The sequence below is a fragment of the Nocardiopsis sp. iso_237 genome (assembly GCF_056173345.1).
In genome coordinates this window covers 588,109-603,145 of sequence record NZ_CM149669.1, presented here as the reverse complement: position 1 = coordinate 603,145, position 15,037 = coordinate 588,109, and the positions used below count along the sequence as shown (strand labels likewise).

12 protein-coding genes and 1 tRNA gene are annotated in these 15,037 nt (G+C 70.8%); 7 read left to right on the top strand and 6 right to left on the bottom strand.

Annotated features, from left to right (window positions below):
* Nucleotides 1-42 precede the first annotated feature (42 nt).
* Nucleotides 43-1,020, top strand: a complete 978-nt coding sequence (locus AC0VYM_RS02915) for a phosphotransferase family protein (protein ID WP_475458632.1) — start codon at nucleotides 43-45, stop codon at nucleotides 1,018-1,020.
* 333 nt (nucleotides 1,021-1,353) lie between these two features.
* The gene (locus tag AC0VYM_RS02910) at nucleotides 1,354-3,441 is read left to right on the top strand and encodes a prolyl oligopeptidase family serine peptidase (RefSeq protein WP_475458629.1); all 2,088 of its coding nucleotides are present in this window, start codon (nucleotides 1,354-1,356) and stop codon (nucleotides 3,439-3,441) included.
* Between the two features lie 59 nt (nucleotides 3,442-3,500).
* Here the strand turns inward: AC0VYM_RS02910 and AC0VYM_RS02905 are convergent.
* Nucleotides 3,501-3,573: transfer RNA gene (locus AC0VYM_RS02905), tRNA-Thr, on the bottom strand.
* 144 nt (nucleotides 3,574-3,717) lie between these two features.
* On the opposite strand from AC0VYM_RS02905, the gene AC0VYM_RS02900 reads away from it, so the two are divergent.
* Both AC0VYM_RS02900 and AC0VYM_RS02895 read left to right on the top strand, forming a co-directional pair.
* Nucleotides 3,718-4,065 carry a PadR family transcriptional regulator gene (locus AC0VYM_RS02900; protein ID WP_475458627.1) on the top strand — a complete coding sequence of 116 codons (348 nt, stop codon included), beginning with the start codon at nucleotides 3,718-3,720 and terminating at the stop codon, nucleotides 4,063-4,065.
* Nucleotides 4,066-4,196: 131 nt separating this feature from the next.
* On the top strand, nucleotides 4,197-4,754 hold the full coding sequence (locus tag AC0VYM_RS02895) for a hypothetical protein (protein WP_475458625.1): 558 nt from the start codon (nucleotides 4,197-4,199) through the stop codon (nucleotides 4,752-4,754).
* Nucleotides 4,755-5,145: 391 nt separating this feature from the next.
* Here AC0VYM_RS02895 and rlmB read toward each other — a convergent pair whose 3' ends face one another.
* Complete coding sequence (gene rlmB / locus AC0VYM_RS02890; protein WP_475458622.1) at nucleotides 5,146-6,120, bottom strand: 23S rRNA (guanosine(2251)-2'-O)-methyltransferase RlmB; 975 nt, start codon at nucleotides 6,118-6,120, stop codon at nucleotides 5,146-5,148.
* Nucleotides 6,121-6,287: 167 nt separating this feature from the next.
* On the bottom strand, nucleotides 6,288-7,691 hold the full coding sequence (gene cysS, locus AC0VYM_RS02885) for a cysteine--tRNA ligase (protein WP_475458620.1): 1,404 nt from the start codon (nucleotides 7,689-7,691) through the stop codon (nucleotides 6,288-6,290).
* A 414-nt stretch (nucleotides 7,692-8,105) separates the two neighbouring features.
* On the opposite strand from cysS, the gene AC0VYM_RS02880 reads away from it, so the two are divergent.
* The gene (locus AC0VYM_RS02880; protein ID WP_475458618.1) at nucleotides 8,106-10,022 is read left to right on the top strand and encodes a DUF2637 domain-containing protein; all 1,917 of its coding nucleotides are present in this window, start codon (nucleotides 8,106-8,108) and stop codon (nucleotides 10,020-10,022) included.
* Nucleotides 10,023-10,795: 773 nt separating this feature from the next.
* On the opposite strand, the gene ispF is transcribed toward AC0VYM_RS02880, so the two are convergent.
* From ispF to phoU, 3 genes are all read right to left on the bottom strand, one after another.
* Nucleotides 10,796-11,266 carry a 2-C-methyl-D-erythritol 2,4-cyclodiphosphate synthase gene (gene ispF, locus AC0VYM_RS02875; protein WP_475462915.1) on the bottom strand — a complete coding sequence of 157 codons (471 nt, stop codon included), beginning with the start codon at nucleotides 11,264-11,266 and terminating at the stop codon, nucleotides 10,796-10,798.
* Nucleotides 11,267-11,297: 31 nt separating this feature from the next.
* A complete protein-coding gene (locus AC0VYM_RS02870) occupies nucleotides 11,298-11,780 on the bottom strand; it encodes a CarD family transcriptional regulator (RefSeq protein ID WP_026129182.1) in 483 nt (160 codons plus the stop codon).
* A 354-nt stretch (nucleotides 11,781-12,134) separates the two neighbouring features.
* Nucleotides 12,135-12,797, bottom strand: coding sequence for a phosphate signaling complex protein PhoU (phoU, locus tag AC0VYM_RS02865; RefSeq protein WP_378737916.1), 663 nt, complete (start codon nucleotides 12,795-12,797; stop codon nucleotides 12,135-12,137).
* Nucleotides 12,798-12,921: 124 nt separating this feature from the next.
* Between phoU and AC0VYM_RS02860 the strand changes: the two genes are divergently transcribed.
* Nucleotides 12,922-14,115, top strand: coding sequence for a sensor histidine kinase (locus AC0VYM_RS02860; protein WP_475458615.1), 1,194 nt, complete (start codon nucleotides 12,922-12,924; stop codon nucleotides 14,113-14,115).
* Complete coding sequence (locus AC0VYM_RS02855) at nucleotides 14,112-14,810, top strand: response regulator (protein WP_475458613.1); 699 nt, start codon at nucleotides 14,112-14,114, stop codon at nucleotides 14,808-14,810. Before AC0VYM_RS02860 ends, AC0VYM_RS02855 begins: the two co-directional genes overlap by 4 nt.
* The last annotated feature ends 227 nt before the right edge of the window (nucleotides 14,811-15,037 follow it).

Below are 15,037 nucleotides of genomic sequence, written 5' to 3'. Positions count from 1 at the left end.
GCCACCGCACCAGCACTCGTACGACCCTGGGAGGATGCACGCATGACGCAGGAGCCCAGTGCGAGCATCCATCCGCTCGACGCGCATCGCGATCCGTCCGACACCGCCCGCGTCCGGGGCCTGGCCGCCGAGGTCGCGGCCCGCTATGGCGGCGAACTCGCGCGCATGCGGCGCGCGAACGGTTACTCGAACGCGACGTGGGTCGGTGACGGTCTCGCCGTGCGGATCGCGCACACACCGGTCGACATGGCCCGCGAGGTCGCGCTCGCCCGTGCTCTGCCACGAGAGGTCGGGCACCCCGAGATCCTCGGGGAGGGCACCACGGAGGGCCACGGCTGGATCGTGACCGCGGAGGTTCGCGGCCAGAACCTGCACGAGGCATGGCCGACGCTGACTCCTGCGGAGCAACGACGGGCGGTCTCTCAACTGTGGGCTCGGACCCGGATCGTGCACGATGCGAGCGCGTCTCTCAGGCCGCGCGTCGCCTCGCACGGGGGTTTCGTTCCGGCGTCGCTCGACGATGCCACGGCGGCGGCGGGACGCGCCGAGGTGGCGCTGGGGCTGTCCCGCGCCCAGCGGTCGCGGCTCCACGAGGTCGTCGAGGGCTACTTCCGGGCCGCGCCCCTGGTCGAGCAGACCGTCAACCACGGCGACCTCGCCCTGATGAACGCGCTGTGGGACGGCGAGGTCGTCGCCCTGCTGGACTTCGAGTTCGCCGTGCTCGGTCCGGTCGAGATCGACCTGTGCCGACTGGTGTGCGAGGCCCGAGTGTCCGAGGGAGGCCAGCGCGTTGATTCGGAGGCGGGCGCCGCCGCCGTCGGGATCGCCGCCCGTCACATGGACCCGATCCATGGTCGCGCGCTCGTCCACGGCGCCGCGGTTCTCGACCAGCTCCGCGACCTCGACATCTGGCTCGCCCCTGACAGAGCCGAGGAACGTGTCGAGGACCGGCGCCCGGCCCGCCTGCTCACGGACCTGCTCGACGCCGAGGGCGGCTATCTCGCGCCCCTGCTCGGGTGACCGGATCCGGCACGCCTCGTCTGGGGGCCTCGACGTGCCCGGTCTCCGTGGCGGCACTTCGGCGCGCCACCCCGTTGACTCGCGGTTTACCTCCGTGAACAGCGGGAACTACCGTGAGTGCCCAATTGACATCTCTCAGCAACTGGAGGTTCTCATGGAGGAACTGCCCACGCAGCTCGGTCTTCCGGTCATCCTGTCGGACGAGATCATCGACGTGGAGGGATGGCGCCTGGAACTGGTCGAGGGCGACCAGGACTGAGCACCGGGTGACGGTCCGGGGGCGGCGGGCTCTCGACGGGGCCCTCTCCACGACGCGGGAAGGACGAGGGACCTGTGGACGCAACGGATGCGGGGCCGGTCACCGGTGTCCCCCGCACGTACCGGGGTTCGACGCAGGAACGGCTGCACGGACGCGACGTCGCCGATCCCTACCGCTGGTTGGAGGACGGGGAGGACCCCGACTGCGCGGAGTGGTTGGCGCGGCAGTCCGCTCTCCTGGAGCACCACCGGTCCTCGTGGCCGGGCCGTGCGGCCTTCCGAACGCTGTTGGAACGAGCCTCCGCCCCCGGCGCACGCCCGCCCGTCTGGCGCTCGGAACGCCGCTTCGACCTGCGGGCCCACCACGGCCGCCAGCTCCCCGAGCTGAGGGTCCGCGACCGCGACGGCGCCGAACGCACGCTCGTGGACCCGCTGGCGGAGGACCCCTCCGGGACGACCACACTGGACGCCTGGCGCCCCTCCCCCAGCGGAGACCTGCTGGCCTACCAGACCTCACGCCGGGGTGACGAGCGTCCCCGGCTCCGGGTCATGGACGTCACCGACGGCCGCGTCGTGGACGGCCCGATCACCCCCGGCCGTGCCACCCCGGTGGCCTGGTCGCCCGACGAGACGGGCTTCTACTACGTGTCCGACCGGGTGGAGGGCGCACCGGGCCGGTCCCTGCGGTTCCACCGCGTCGGCGCGGCCCCGGACACGGACCCCGAACTCCTCACCACCGACCTGCCCCAGATGTCGGTCACGACCAGCCCGGACTCCGGGTGGCTCATGCTCAGCGCCGCACCCGGAGCCACCTCCGGCAACGTCCTGTGGCTCGTCCGCGACGCCCACCCGGCCAGCGCGGTCCGTCCGGTCCTGGTACACGACGGCACCGCGGACGGCACCCGCGCGGTGCTCCGCTTCGCCCCCGGCGACCGGATCTACGCGATCACCGACTCCGGCGCCCCGTTCGGCCGCCTGTGCGCCGTCGACCCGGACGATCCGCACTCCACACGGTGGCGCACCGTGATCGACGAACGGCCGGGCCGTGTGCTCGCCGACTGCGCGATGCTCGCCGAGTCCCGCGTCCCCCGGCTGCTCCTGGCCTGGTCCCGGCACGGATCGAGCGAACTCTCCCTGCACGGTGCCGACGGGGCCCTCCTCGGTGACGTCACCCTTCCCGGGTCGGGCAGCGTCTCCCGGCTCACCGCGCCTCCCGAAGGCGGGCAGCGGGCCTGGTTCACCTACACCGACTTCACGAGCCCGCCCACCGTCCACCGCTTCGACCTGGGCACCCGGCGCTGCGTCGCCGAACCCGAGCCGACACGTCGCGGTTCGGCCCGGGCCGAACCGCGTCCCCGCGTCCACGAGGTCGTCTACGCCTCCCATGACGACACACGGGTGCGGATGCGAGTGGTCGTCCCACCCACCGGGGAGGGGCCGTATCCCACCCTGCTGACCGCCTACGGCGGGTTCGGCGCCTCCACCCCTCCCGCCTACTCGCCGAGCATCACCGCCTGGGTCCGGGCGGGCGGTGCCTACGCGATCGCGAGCGTGCGCGGCGGAGGCGAACAGGGCACCGCCTGGCACGAGGCCGGGCGCGGGCGCAACAAGCCCAACGCCGTCGCCGACTTCGTCAGCGCCGCCCGGTGGCTCGTCGACCAGGGGTGGACCACACCGGCGCGGCTGGCCATCAGGGGCGGATCGCACAGCGGACTGCTGGTCGCGGCCGCTCTGACCAGCAGCCCCGAGTCGTACGCCGCCGCCGTGGTCTCGGACGCGGTCACCGACATGCTCCGCTACCACCGCTTCGGACTCGGGCACCTGTGGACCGAGGAGTTCGGTACGGCCGCCGACCCCGAAGAGTTCGCCACCCTGCTCGGCTACTCGCCCTACCACCGGGTCCGAACGGCGACCGCCTACCCGGCGGTCCTGCTGACCTGCCCCCGGGTCGATCCACGGGTGGACTCACTCCACACCCGGAAGCTGACCGCGGCGCTCCAGCACGCCTCGCCCCCCGACCCGCGTCGCCCCGTGCTCCTGCGCTGCGAGTCCGACGTGGGGCACGGTCAGCGTTCGCTCTCGCGCTCGCTCGACCTACAGGCGGACGTCCTCGCCTTCTGCGCCGCGCACACGGGACTGCGCCCACCCGCGGAAGCTGCGTGATCCCCGGTCCCGGAAACGACTCCGGCCCGGTCGGGTGACCGGGCCGGAGGAAGTATGAGAGCCGACGAGGGGACTTGAACCCCTAACCTATCGCTTACAAGGCGATTGCTCTGCCAATTGAGCTACGTCGGCCGACCGCCGGGGCGCCTGGCCCCGGTACGTCCAAGCAGAATGGTACCGGGTCCGGCGCCGACTGGCCTACTCGGACTTCCCAGCGGTCACTGTGTCAACGACATCGACGAGACAAAGAGCCGGTGGGCTATATAGAGTTCTCCTATGCCACCACTGAGGCTCACCCTCCAGACCCAACTCGTTCTACGCGAGTTGTTGACGTCACCTGACAAACCTGTGTACGGGTTGCAACTCTGCGAAGAGATCGGACTTCCCGCAGGCACCGTCTACCCGATCCTCACCAGGCTCCTGGCCTGTGGTTGGGTCTCAAGCCGCTGGGAGACGCCCGAAGAGCAGGCGGACGCTGGCCGACCCCGGCGGAAGTACTACCAACTCACGGCGGACGGTTGCGCCGAGAGTCGGGTGGCCTTGGCGGAAGCACACCAGCAGAACGCGGCCGTACGCAGACTGTGGGAGCTGCGCACTCCCGAAGAGGGGCCCGCGCAGGCATGAGTTCCGATACCCCCCCGAAACCGACCCTCCCACGTCGGCCACCCATGAACGAGGAGCGAATTCGTCGGCTCCGCGGTGAACAGAGCTCTCCCCGATCGATCGCCCGCCGCACACTCGGTCTGCTCCAGACCGTGCGCGAACTCCTCCCCCAGACTCTCGGCCCCTTCAATTACCGCGTCCACCCCTTCGGGCTCGACGCCGCCGGGATCATCTGTCGCGCCCTGGAAGCCGCGTTCACTCTCATGGAATCCATCGCGGCACCCGCAGCGGAGGAACGTATGGAGGACAGCAAGCGTGTCTGTGCGGTCCTCGCGGACCACTGCAAATCGCTGCGCCAGGGTCGAAGCGAAGAAGTGCTTACCAAGATCAGGTCGGCGGCGGATGACCTCAAGATCGCCGAGGCGATGCTCGACGACATCGCCAACGGGCGGATTCGTTCCTATCGGCACGGTGCCGAAGACACCGTGCCGCCTCGCACGCCACGCCACTCTCTGCCACTGCTGCGCCGAGTTGCTCGTGCACTCGCACTGGTCCTTCCGAGTCAGCACCGTGAGGACTGGATCGAAGAACGAATCAGCGACCTCCACTATCTGCCCGCAGGCAGAAGAATCATCTACGTGGTGCAGATGGCGGGAGCGATCCCGGGCCAGGCGCGAGTCATGCGCAGAACCGATCGCGAAGCGGCGTAGCCCCCTCCAGGTCGGCAAGGATCTGACGCATGCCCAACGCGCGCTCAACCACCCGACTCCCACGACTCAAGAGAAAGTTCCACGACCATGTCCCGAACCGACCCGACACAGTCCGAACCCAACGGAGAAGGGCCTGAGTCGGTGCACGTCAGCACACGATTCGCGGTCATAGCACTCTGGAGCCTGGTCTGCGCCGCGATCATGTGGTGGGTCGCTTGGCGCTCCGGCACACCCGACGGGACCGCACCTCTGGTGGCGGTGGGCACCCTGGGGGGAGCGTTCTTTGCCCTGAAGCAACTGATCCGTTGAATGCGCGCCCCAGCGGCAGCCGTCACCCTGACATGATCAAGCCCCTGCCGAGGCGGCAGGGGCTTCCGAATACGACCTTCGGCTAGCTGGCCTCGACTCCGCGTCGGCGGGCCACCTCGTAGAGGGAGACACCGGCGGCCACGGAGGCGTTCAGGGACTCGGCGCCGCTGATCGGGATGCTCGCGACCACGTCGCAGACCTCGCGGACCAGGCGGGACAGACCCTTGCCCTCGGAGCCCACGACGATCACCAGCGGGCCGGTCGCCAGCTCCAGGTCGGGCAGCTGGGTGTCGCCACCCGCGTCCAGACCCGCGACGAACAGCCCCGCCTTCTTGTAGATCTCCAGCGTGCGGGTCAGGTTGGTGGCCTGGGCCACCGGCAGCTTGGCCAGGGTTCCGGCGGAGGTCTTCCACGCGGCCATCGTCACGCTGGCGGTACGGCGCTCCGGGATGAGCAGGCCGTGCGCGCCGAAGGCGGCGGCGGAACGCGCGATGGCGCCCAGGTTGTGCGGGTCCGTGACCCCGTCCAGGGCGACGATCAGCGGCGGGGTGTCCGACGCCAGCGCCTTGTCGAGCAGCCCCTCGGCCGCCCAGTACTGGTACGGGCGGACCTGGAGGACGATGCCCTGGTGGGTGGCGCCGGGCAGGCCGTTGCTCTCACAGCGGCGGTCCAGGTCGGTGCGGTTGACCTCCACCACGTCCACGCCCTGGGCGCCCGCGAGCTTGGCGGCCTCGTTGACGCGGTCGTCCGGGTCCAGGCTGTTGGCCAGGAACAGGCGGGTGGCGGGCATGCCCGCGCGCAGGGCCTCCACCACCGGGTTGCGGCCGATGAGGAGGTCGGAGTTGTCCGGCCGGTTGGGCGAGCGCTCCTTGCGGGGGCTGTCCGAGGCCGCGGGGCCGCCGGTCTGCCCGGCACGCTTGTTGGCCTTGTGCCGCTGCTTGCCGTCGTACCAGTGCCGCTGCTCCGCGGGCAGGGTCCCGCTCTTGGCCTCCAGGGAACGCCGGCCCTTGCCGCCGCTGCCCTTCGTGGGGCCCTTCTTACTCTTCTTCGCCGGCATGGTCGCCGCCTCCCGTTACGTGTCGCGAGCATGCCGGAAGGACTCTTCCGGCCGATGGGGTAGCCGCGGCGCCGAGGGGCGGCGGCAAACTCCCAGCCTAGTGCCGACCCGGCACCACACGCGTCGGTGCCGGGGCCGGGGTGTCCCGGCCCCGGACACGGAGGAGCTCAGCCCTTGCGCAGGTCCCAGCGCGGCCCCTGCGGGGTGTCCTCCACCACCACACCGGCGTCCGCCAGCTGGTCGCGGATGGCGTCGGCGGCCGCGTAGTCCTTGCGTCCGCGCGCGGCCTGGCGCTGTTCGAGCGCGACGGCCACCAGGGCGTCCACGACCTCGGTCAGCCCCTGGTCCCCGCCGCCGCACCACTGCTCGCTCAGCGGGTCCAGGCCCAGCACGGAGAGCATGACGCGGAGTTCGGCGGCGAGCTCCTGGGCCCGTTCCTTGTCACCGGCGGCGAGCGCCGTGTTGCCCTCGCGCACGTGGCCGTGGACGATCGCCAACCCCTGGGAGACGCCCAGGTCGTCGTTGAGCGCCTCGGTGAAGGCGGGTGGGACGTCGGCGGCCGGGGTGATCGTGCCGAGCACCTCGACGGCTCGGGTGAGGAAGCCCTCGATCCGCTGGTAGGCGGCGGCGGCCTCCTGGAGGGCGGCGTCGGAGTACTCGATGGTGGACCGGTAGTGGGCCTGGCCGAGGTAGTACCGCAGCTCGACCGGGCGCACCTTGCGCACCACCTGCGGGATGAGCAGCGAGTTCCCGATGGACTTGCTCATCTTCTCGCCGCCGATGGCGAGCATGCCGTTGTGCAGCCAGTACTGGGCGAAGCCGTCACCGGCGGCGCGCGACTGCGCCTGCTCGTTCTCGTGGTGCGGGAAGATCAGGTCGATCCCGCCGCCGTGGATGTCGAAGCTGGGGCCCATGTACTTGGTGGCCATGGCGGAGCACTCCAGGTGCCAGCCGGGACGGCCGCGTCCCCAGGGCGTCTCCCAGCTGGGCTCGCCCGGCTTGGCGCCCTTCCACAGGGCGAAGTCGCGCGGGTCCCGCTTGTCGCGGTCCGGGTCGGAGTCGGCGGACTCCACGACCTGGTCGAGGCGCTGGTTGGAGAGCTCCCCGTAGGCGGGGTGCGAGCGCACGTCGAAGTAGACGTCGCCCGATCCGTCGTCGGCGGCGTAGGCGTGCCCGGCGTCGATCAGGCGGCGCATGAGCTCGATCATCTCCGGCACGTGGCCGGTGGCGCGCGGCTCGACAGTGGGCGGCAGGCAGCCCAGGGTGTCGTAGGCCCAGGTGAAGGCGCGCTGGTTGCGCTCGCTGACCTGCCACCACGGGACGCCCTCGTCCGCGGCGACCCGGATGATCTTGTCGTCGATGTCCGTGACGTTGCGGCAGAACGTCACCGCGTATCCGAGGTGGGTCAGCCAGCGGCGCAGGATGTCGAAGTTGACACCGGACCTGATGTGGCCGATGTGCGGGGGTGCCTGCACGGTGGCACCACACAGGTACAGGGAGGCACACCCCTCACGGATGGGGGTGAAGTCTCGGACCTGTCGGGCACTGGTGTCATAGAAGCGCAGACTCACGTTGTCAAGACTATCCGTTCTCCCCTCACCGGGGCATCACAAACCAGTAAGCACCACCGGTTCGGTACGGGGTTCGGGGCGAGACGCGGTCCGGATCGCTCCGGACAGCCCGGAGAACTCATATGGGGCGAGCCGTATCGCCCCCGCCCACATGTGAGATGACCCGGTGTTCCGACCCCTCCCCGGTGTGGGATCGCCCGGCACGCTCCGCCAACCGGGACGGGTCGGCGGCAGGCACCCTTCGGCACCAGCGTCGGGAAGCAGCCGGAATCGGCCGGAATCTCGTGTTCGCGGCACTGCCTGGACTACGCTTCGGTGACGATGGCCCCTTTCAACAACGCCCCCGAGACAGGGACACGGAACGGTCGGACCGCGAATCGCGGCGCGGGAGCCGGTGCTCTCGTCGGTGGCGCCGTGTTCGTCAGTGTCATCGCCCTGTGCGCCCTAGTCATCGCCTACAACGGCATCTACCGGTTCGCCCTGATCGTGCACCACGAGGGCGGCTTCCTCCCGCACGTCTTCCCGGTGACGTTCACCCTGCTGGTCCTCATGGCCTTCTGGGTGAGCTACGTCCTGCGCGCGGCCCCGCCCAGCGAGCGCCTCTGGGTGGACGTCGTCCTCATCCCCCTGCTGATCCTCGCCGCGGCCGTGCCGATGGTTCTGCACAGCATGAACATGGTGGACCGCATCGCGGCGAACCACGAGGGGATCGTCCAGGTGGTGGTCGCGGTCGCCCCGCTGGCCGCCCTGCTGGTGGCGTTCCTGCTGTGGATCACCGTGCGCGCGCACGTCCGCAGACGCAACAGCCGCGGCCGTCCGCGCGCCAACCCCGCCGACGACCGCGCCACCGTGCTGCGCGGGCGCCCGAGGCCGGAGGACGCCCCGCCCCGCGACCGGGACGGGACGGAGGCGCTCAAGACCCGGCTGCTGCGCCTGGGCTCGGACGGGACGGACGAGTCCGACGAGGACGGTGAGGACGAGTCCCGGGTGGCGCCGCTGCCCGCCCGTACCTCCACCCTGCGCCGTGACCGCGAGGAGCAGGAGGAGGAGAAGGAACGGAAGGAGCTCCTCGAACGCGAGGACCGGGAGCGCGCCGAACAGGAGGAACGCGAGCGGGAGGAACAGGAGCGCGCGGAGCAGGCCGAGCAGGAGCAGGTCGAACGCGGGCGCGCGAGCGAGGCCGCCGTCGAGGCCGGTCCCGTGGACCTCCCCCGGGACGACCGTTCCGACGCCGACGACCCGGACTCCCCGACGGAACCGGTCGCCGCGGTGGACGCCGGGGCTGGGGAGGCCACCGAGGCCTCCGTGCCCACGCTGCCGCTCCCCCGTCGGGCCCGTGACAGCGACAACCCGATCAAGCGCGCGGCGGCCGAGCCGCCGGTGGTGCCCGCCCCGACCCATTCCCCCGAGTCCGAGTCCGAGCACACAGCCGGGCACGGGTCCGAGGGATCCGGGGACCCGGCCGCCCCGGACTCCGACCGCCTCGCCGACGAGGGGTTCGAGCACGACTCCCCGGTGGCCGACCCCAGCACGGACGAGGCGGAGGCACCCGTCCCCGCTCCGGTCGTTCCGGAGCCCGAGCCGGAGCCGGAGCAGGCCCCGGAGGCGGAGCCGTTCGTCGCGGGGGCCGGGACGGAGGGAGGAACCGGTTCCGAGGAACCCGGGGAAGAGGTGTCTCCGGAGGCCCGCCGGGGCGGCGGCCCCGTGGAGCTGTGGCCCGAGGGCGAGACCGGGTCCGGCCCCCTGCCCGAGATCGAGGACCTTCCCGCCGTGGCGGAGGAGGAGACGGGCGCGGAGCCCGAGTCCGTGGACGACCACGGCGGGTCTCCGCTGTGGGAGCCGCCGTCCGAGGACCCGACCCCCTCTCACCTGGCCGACTACGTGCCTCCGGTGTGGACCCCTCCCGAGGACGACACCCCGGCCGAGCCCGCTCCCCTGGTGGGTCGGGCGACCGGTGACGCCGAGGCGACCCCGGCCCTGGACCACGACACCGGCCCCTCGGTGCGGGCCGCCTTCCGGATGGGTTCGGTTCCGCCCGGTGCGGCCCGACCGGAGCCGGAGCCGCTGCCCGAACCCGAGCCCCTGCCCGAGGACGAAGCGGAGGTGGAGGCCGAGGCGGAGCACGATCCCGAGCCGGAGCCCGAGCCGGTGGCGCGACACGAGCCCGAGCCGTTGACGGAGCGCGCGCCCCGCACCGGTCCGCGCTCGCTCAGGTCCATGGAGAAGCGGCCCATGGTGCTGAAGCCGAAGCGTCCGCCCATGCCGGACTTCGCCTCGGGCCCGCCCTCGCGCCGCGTGCGCAGTGAGCCGCTGCCTCCTGAGGACCACTGAGCAGGACGTGCGCCCCGACCTCGGACGGGGCCTGAACAAGGGACGTCGGCCCCGGAACCACGGGTTCCGGGGCCGACGTACGTCCGGGACCGGGGCGGCGGGGACGCGTGGCCGGGGCGCCTGGGCCGCTGAGCGGCGGGGCGCGTGGCCAGGGCGCCTGGGCTGCTGAGGGGCGCCTGGGCGGGCCTGGGTGAGGGCAGCACGGAGCGGGCGGGAGCGGAGGATCCCCCGAAGTCGACGCTACGCGTGTCTGAGGGGGCTCCACCAGAGTCGGTCCGTTCGCCTGTGGACAACCCGCCCCGCCCTGTGGACGACCATCCGGATCGTGCTCTCACACGGCTGTGAACGGCGGGTTTCGGTCCCCTGACCAGGCACTCCGTCACGGACCGGATACCGGTCCCACAGCGGCGCTTCGAGGGATTCCCGCGAGACCGAGCGACCGAAGGTCCCCACCCCGGCGCCGGGCACCGCAGGGGCGCGCTCCGTCACGGACGGACACCGGCCATCAGAACGGCGGGAGGAAGCCCCCTCAGGAGCCTCGGCGGCCGGAAGGACCACCTGGCGCCACCCGGACACCCGACGCGACCAGTCACGGGCCCCGCGCCGCCCTCGACAGCCACCGCCCCGTGCGGGCTGACGGGGGGCCGCACGGCAGCGCTCCCCGGTGCCGGACACCGCAGGCCTGGCGCGGTGGGTGCTCGGACGCGTCCGTGGCCCCTGCTCAACGCACGGAGGGCGGCCCCGCAGTCGCGGGGCCGCCCTCCGTGCGTGTGTCAGTCCCTGGGAGCGCAGACGGCCGTGGCGACGGCCGCGATGCCCTCGCCCCGACCGGTGAGGCCCAGGCCGTCGGTGGTGGTGGCCGACAGGCTCACCGGCGCACCCACGACCTCGGAGAGGGTCTTCTCCGCCTCGTGGCGCCTGGGAGAGAACTTGGGTCGGTTGCTGATGATCTGGACGGCCACGTTGCCGATCTCGAATCCGGCCGCGTGCACGCGGGCGACGGTCTCGGTGAGCAGGGCCGCACCCGAGGCGCCCTTCCACCGGGGATCGGCCGTGCCGTAGTTGGATCCGAGGTCACCGAGTCCGCAGGCGGACAACAGCGCGTCGCACGCCGCGTGGGCGGCGACATCACCGTCGGAATGGCCGCTGACACCGTCTTCACCCGGCCATTCCAAACCGGCGAGAAAAAGTGTCCGTCCAGGAGAAAACGGGTGGACGTCGGTACCGACGCCCACCCGAGGCATTTTCGTCATGAATTACGTGATTCCGCGAGTATCAGTTCGTCAGAACCTCGTCGAGGAGGGCTTCCGCCTTGTCCTCGTTGGTCTTTTCCGCGAGTGCGAGTTCGCTCACAAGAATCTGCCGGGCCTTGGCCAGCATCCTCTTCTCGCCCGCGGACAGGCCACGTTCCTTGTCCCGGCGCCACAGGTCCCGAACGACCTCGGCGACCTTGTTGACGTCGCCGGACGCCAACTTCTCCAGGTTCGCCTTGTAGCGCCTGGACCAGTTGGTGGGCTCTTCGGTGTGAGGTGCGCGCAGCACCTCGAAGACCTTGTCCAGGCCCTCCTGCCCCACCACGTCACGAACGCCGACATCCTCGGCGTTCGCGGCCGGCACACGCACCGTCAGATCGCCTTTGTCAACCCTCAGAACGAGGTAGGTTCTGTCCTCGCCCTTAATGGTGCGAGTCTCGATCGCTTCAATACGAGCAGCCCCATGATGGGGGTAGACAACAGTGTCGCCGACCTTGAAAGCCATGTGACAGGTACCCCTTCCGCTACCACAAGGATACCACGAATCTGTGACTTAACGTACCTATTAGGTTTGCGAACACGCAGGTCAGGCCACACATTTTAGGCCTTGACAAAGTGTACCCGAGGAGTCCCGGCCACCCGGTCGGAGCGCTCCCGAGAGGCCTCCACCCCTGCTGGCCAGCCGAAGCGCGGCTTGACGCGGGCGCGGATCGGGGTAGGGTTCGCCCCCGCCCGGACACCCTCCGCGAGCGTCCAGAGCGATAAAGGTCACGATTTCGGATCGGGTCGGCCCGCCCGTGACCCGTCCGGATCCCCGGGCCCGGCCAACCCGACCGCACCGCACGTCATGACCCCGTCATCAGGCCTCGGGCTCGTAGTCCTCACGCTTCTCGCCCGTCACCATGTAGACCAGGTTGTCCGCCACGTGCACCGCGTGGTCACCGAAGCGTTCGTAGAACCGGCCGACCAGGGTGACGTCCATGGTGGCCTCCACCCCGTACTCCCAGCCCGGAGCGAGGATGCGCTGCAACAGCTTGCGCCGCAGCCGGTCCATCTTGTCGTCGTCCTTGTCCAGTTCCAGAGCGGTGTCGGGGTCCCGCTCCATGATCACCTCACCGGCCTTGATCACCAGGAGCTCCGCCTGGTGGCCCATCTCCAGGACGATGGAGCGGACCGGCTTGGGGATCGCGGAGTCCGGGTGGCGGCGCCGGGCGATCTTGGCGAGGTGAACGGCGTGGTCACCCATCCGTTCGAGATCCCCGCGCATCGAGAGGGCGGTGATGATGGTCCGCAGGTCGGAGGCGACCGGCTGCTGCCGCGCCATCAGGCTGAAGGCGGTGTCCTCGATCTCCTGGTCGAGGCGGTTGAGCTCCTCGTCACCCGAGATCACCTCCTGAGCCGCGTTCAGGTCACTGTCCAGCAAGGCCGTGGTGGCCCGCGCGACTGCGTGCCTGGCGAGCCTCGTCATCTCGACGAGGCGTTCACTCAGGCTGTCTAGGTCCTCATGGTAGGTATCGCGCATGTCCTCAATGCTCCCAGTCTGTGTTTGAAGGATCGGCCAAGAGTTGGTGAACGATGAAAGAACCTCGGTTGTGTCACATGCCCTGACCGGGTAAAGCCCCAGTCCGCACGTTTACGATCGAATCGTGCAAGGGGAACTTCTCGCCGCGGTCGTCGGCATCATCGGGCTCGTCGCGGGCGTCGCCATCGGCGTCGTCGCCGCCAGCCCTCTCTTCCGTACGCGCACCACGGGCGAGGAGGCGCCGTCACCACGCCACGACGGCAGCACCCTCCCCCAGGGGGTGGCGGAGGTGCTGTCCGCGCTTCCCTCCTCCGCGGTGGTCCTCGACTCCGGCGACCGCGTGCTGCGCGCCTCCTCCGCAGCCAGGGCCTTCGGCATCGTCCGAGGGGAGGAACTGGTCATAGGCGAACTCCTCACGCTGGCCCGCAAGGTCCGGCGCGACGGGGTGATCCGGGAGACCGACATCGAGGTGGCCGTCCGCAAGTTCGGCCCCGACGCCACGTCCTTCGCCGTGCGGGTCGCCCCTCTGGGCGGCACCGGCCTGGTGCTGGTGCTGGCCGAGGACCAGACCGAACACCGCAGGGTGGAGGCGGTCCGGCGCGACTTCGTGGCCAACATCTCGCACGAGCTGAAGACCCCCGTGGGCGCGCTGTCCCTCCTGGCGGAGACCGTACAGGACGCCAGTGACGACCCCGAGGCGGTGCGCCGCTTCACCGGGCGCATGCAGACCGAGGCGTCCCGGCTCACCGCGGTCATCCAGGACCTGATCACCCTCTCCCGCATCCAGGGCGCCGAGCCCATCGCGGAGCCCGCCCCGGTGGACCTGGGTTCGGTCGTCGAGGAGGCGATCGACACCGTGCGCATGCCCGCCGACGCCAAGGGCATCGAACTGGTCGGCAGCGGCGCCGAGGGGCTGACGGTCCTGGGCGACGAGGCGATGCTGGGAACCGCCCTGCGCAACCTCATCGCCAACGCCGTGGCCTACAGTCCGAAGAACACGCGGGTCGCGGTGTCCGTCGGGACCTCGCGGAGCAGCGTGGACATCAGCGTCGCCGACCAGGGGATCGGCATCCCCCAGCAGGACCTGGAGCGAATCTTCGAGCGGTTCTACCGTGTGGACGCCGCTCGGAGCCGGGCCACCGGTGGTACCGGTCTCGGTCTGGCCATCGTCAAGCACATCATGACCCACCACCGTGGAGAAGTGACCGTGTGGAGCAAGGAGGGGTCGGGTTCGACGTTCACACTGCGTCTGCCCAGACCCGAGAGCCGGGAGCTCGACGCGACCCGGAACGACAACCACCAGGAGACGGCACAGTGACGCGCGTACTCGTAGTAGAGGACGAGGAGTCCTACAGCGACGCCCTGTCGTACATGCTGCGCAAGGAGGGCTTCGAGGTCGCGGTCGCGCCCACCGGGACCGTCGCTCTGGAGACCTTCGACCGGACCGGCGCCGACCTGGTGCTGCTGGACCTCATGCTTCCCGGGCTGTCCGGCACCGAGGTGTGCCGGACCCTGCGGCAGAAGTCCAACGTCCCCGTCATCATGCTCACCGCCAAGGACTCCGAGATCGACAAGGTCGTCGGTCTGGAGCTGGGCGCCGACGACTACGTGACGAAGCCGTTCTCCTCCCGTGAGCTGGTGGCGCGCATCCGCGCGGTGCTGCGCCGCCGGGGCGAGGACGAGATCGTCCTGCCCGCCGCACTGGAGGCCGGCCCCGTCCGGATGGACGTGGAGCGGCACGTGGTGACGGTGCGCGGGGACAGCGTGCAGCTCCCGCTGAAGGAGTTCGAGCTGTTGGAGGTGCTGCTGCGCAACGCCGGGCGGGTGCTCACCCGGATGCAGCTCATCGACCGCGTGTGGGGCGCCGACTACGTCGGTGACACCAAAACCCTCGACGTGCACGTCAAGCGTCTGCGCGCGAAGATCGAGGAGGACCCGGGCAGCCCGCGGTACATCGTCACGGTGCGCGGCCTCGGCTACAAGTTCGAGCCCGTCACCGTCGAGGTCGAGTAGGGCGCCGGGCGGGCACGGAAGGTCCCCCTGCGGGTCCCTCTCCCCTTCCCGTCCGGCTCCTCCCCTTCGTGTCCCGGGTCGCGGTGCCGCCGCGACCCGGGACCTCGTGTGTCCGGGGCGCCCGCGCCGCGCTGTCGCGCCCTCTTGAGGGCCTGACCCGCGCCGCCGGGCGCGTCCGGTGCGCCCCCGGACCTGGGGGACGTCCACGGCCTCCGGTACCCGGGGCC

Bases quoted from the DNA above. Each gene is read 5' to 3' on its own strand.
- AC0VYM_RS02915 (WP_475458632.1), top strand. From the start codon at position 43: ATGACGCAGGAGCCCAGTGCGAGCATCCATCCGCTCGACGCGCATCGC.
- AC0VYM_RS02900 (WP_475458627.1), top strand. From the start codon at position 3,718: ATGCCACCACTGAGGCTCACCCTCCAGACCCAACTCGTTCTACGCGAG.
- rlmB (WP_475458622.1), bottom strand. From the start codon at position 6,120: ATGCCGGCGAAGAAGAGTAAGAAGGGCCCCACGAAGGGCAGCGGCGGC.
- ispF (WP_475462915.1), bottom strand. From the start codon at position 11,266: ATGCCTCGGGTGGGCGTCGGTACCGACGTCCACCCGTTTTCTCCTGGA.
- AC0VYM_RS02870 (WP_026129182.1), bottom strand. From the start codon at position 11,780: ATGGCTTTCAAGGTCGGCGACACTGTTGTCTACCCCCATCATGGGGCT.
- phoU (WP_378737916.1), bottom strand. From the start codon at position 12,797: ATGCGCGATACCTACCATGAGGACCTAGACAGCCTGAGTGAACGCCTC.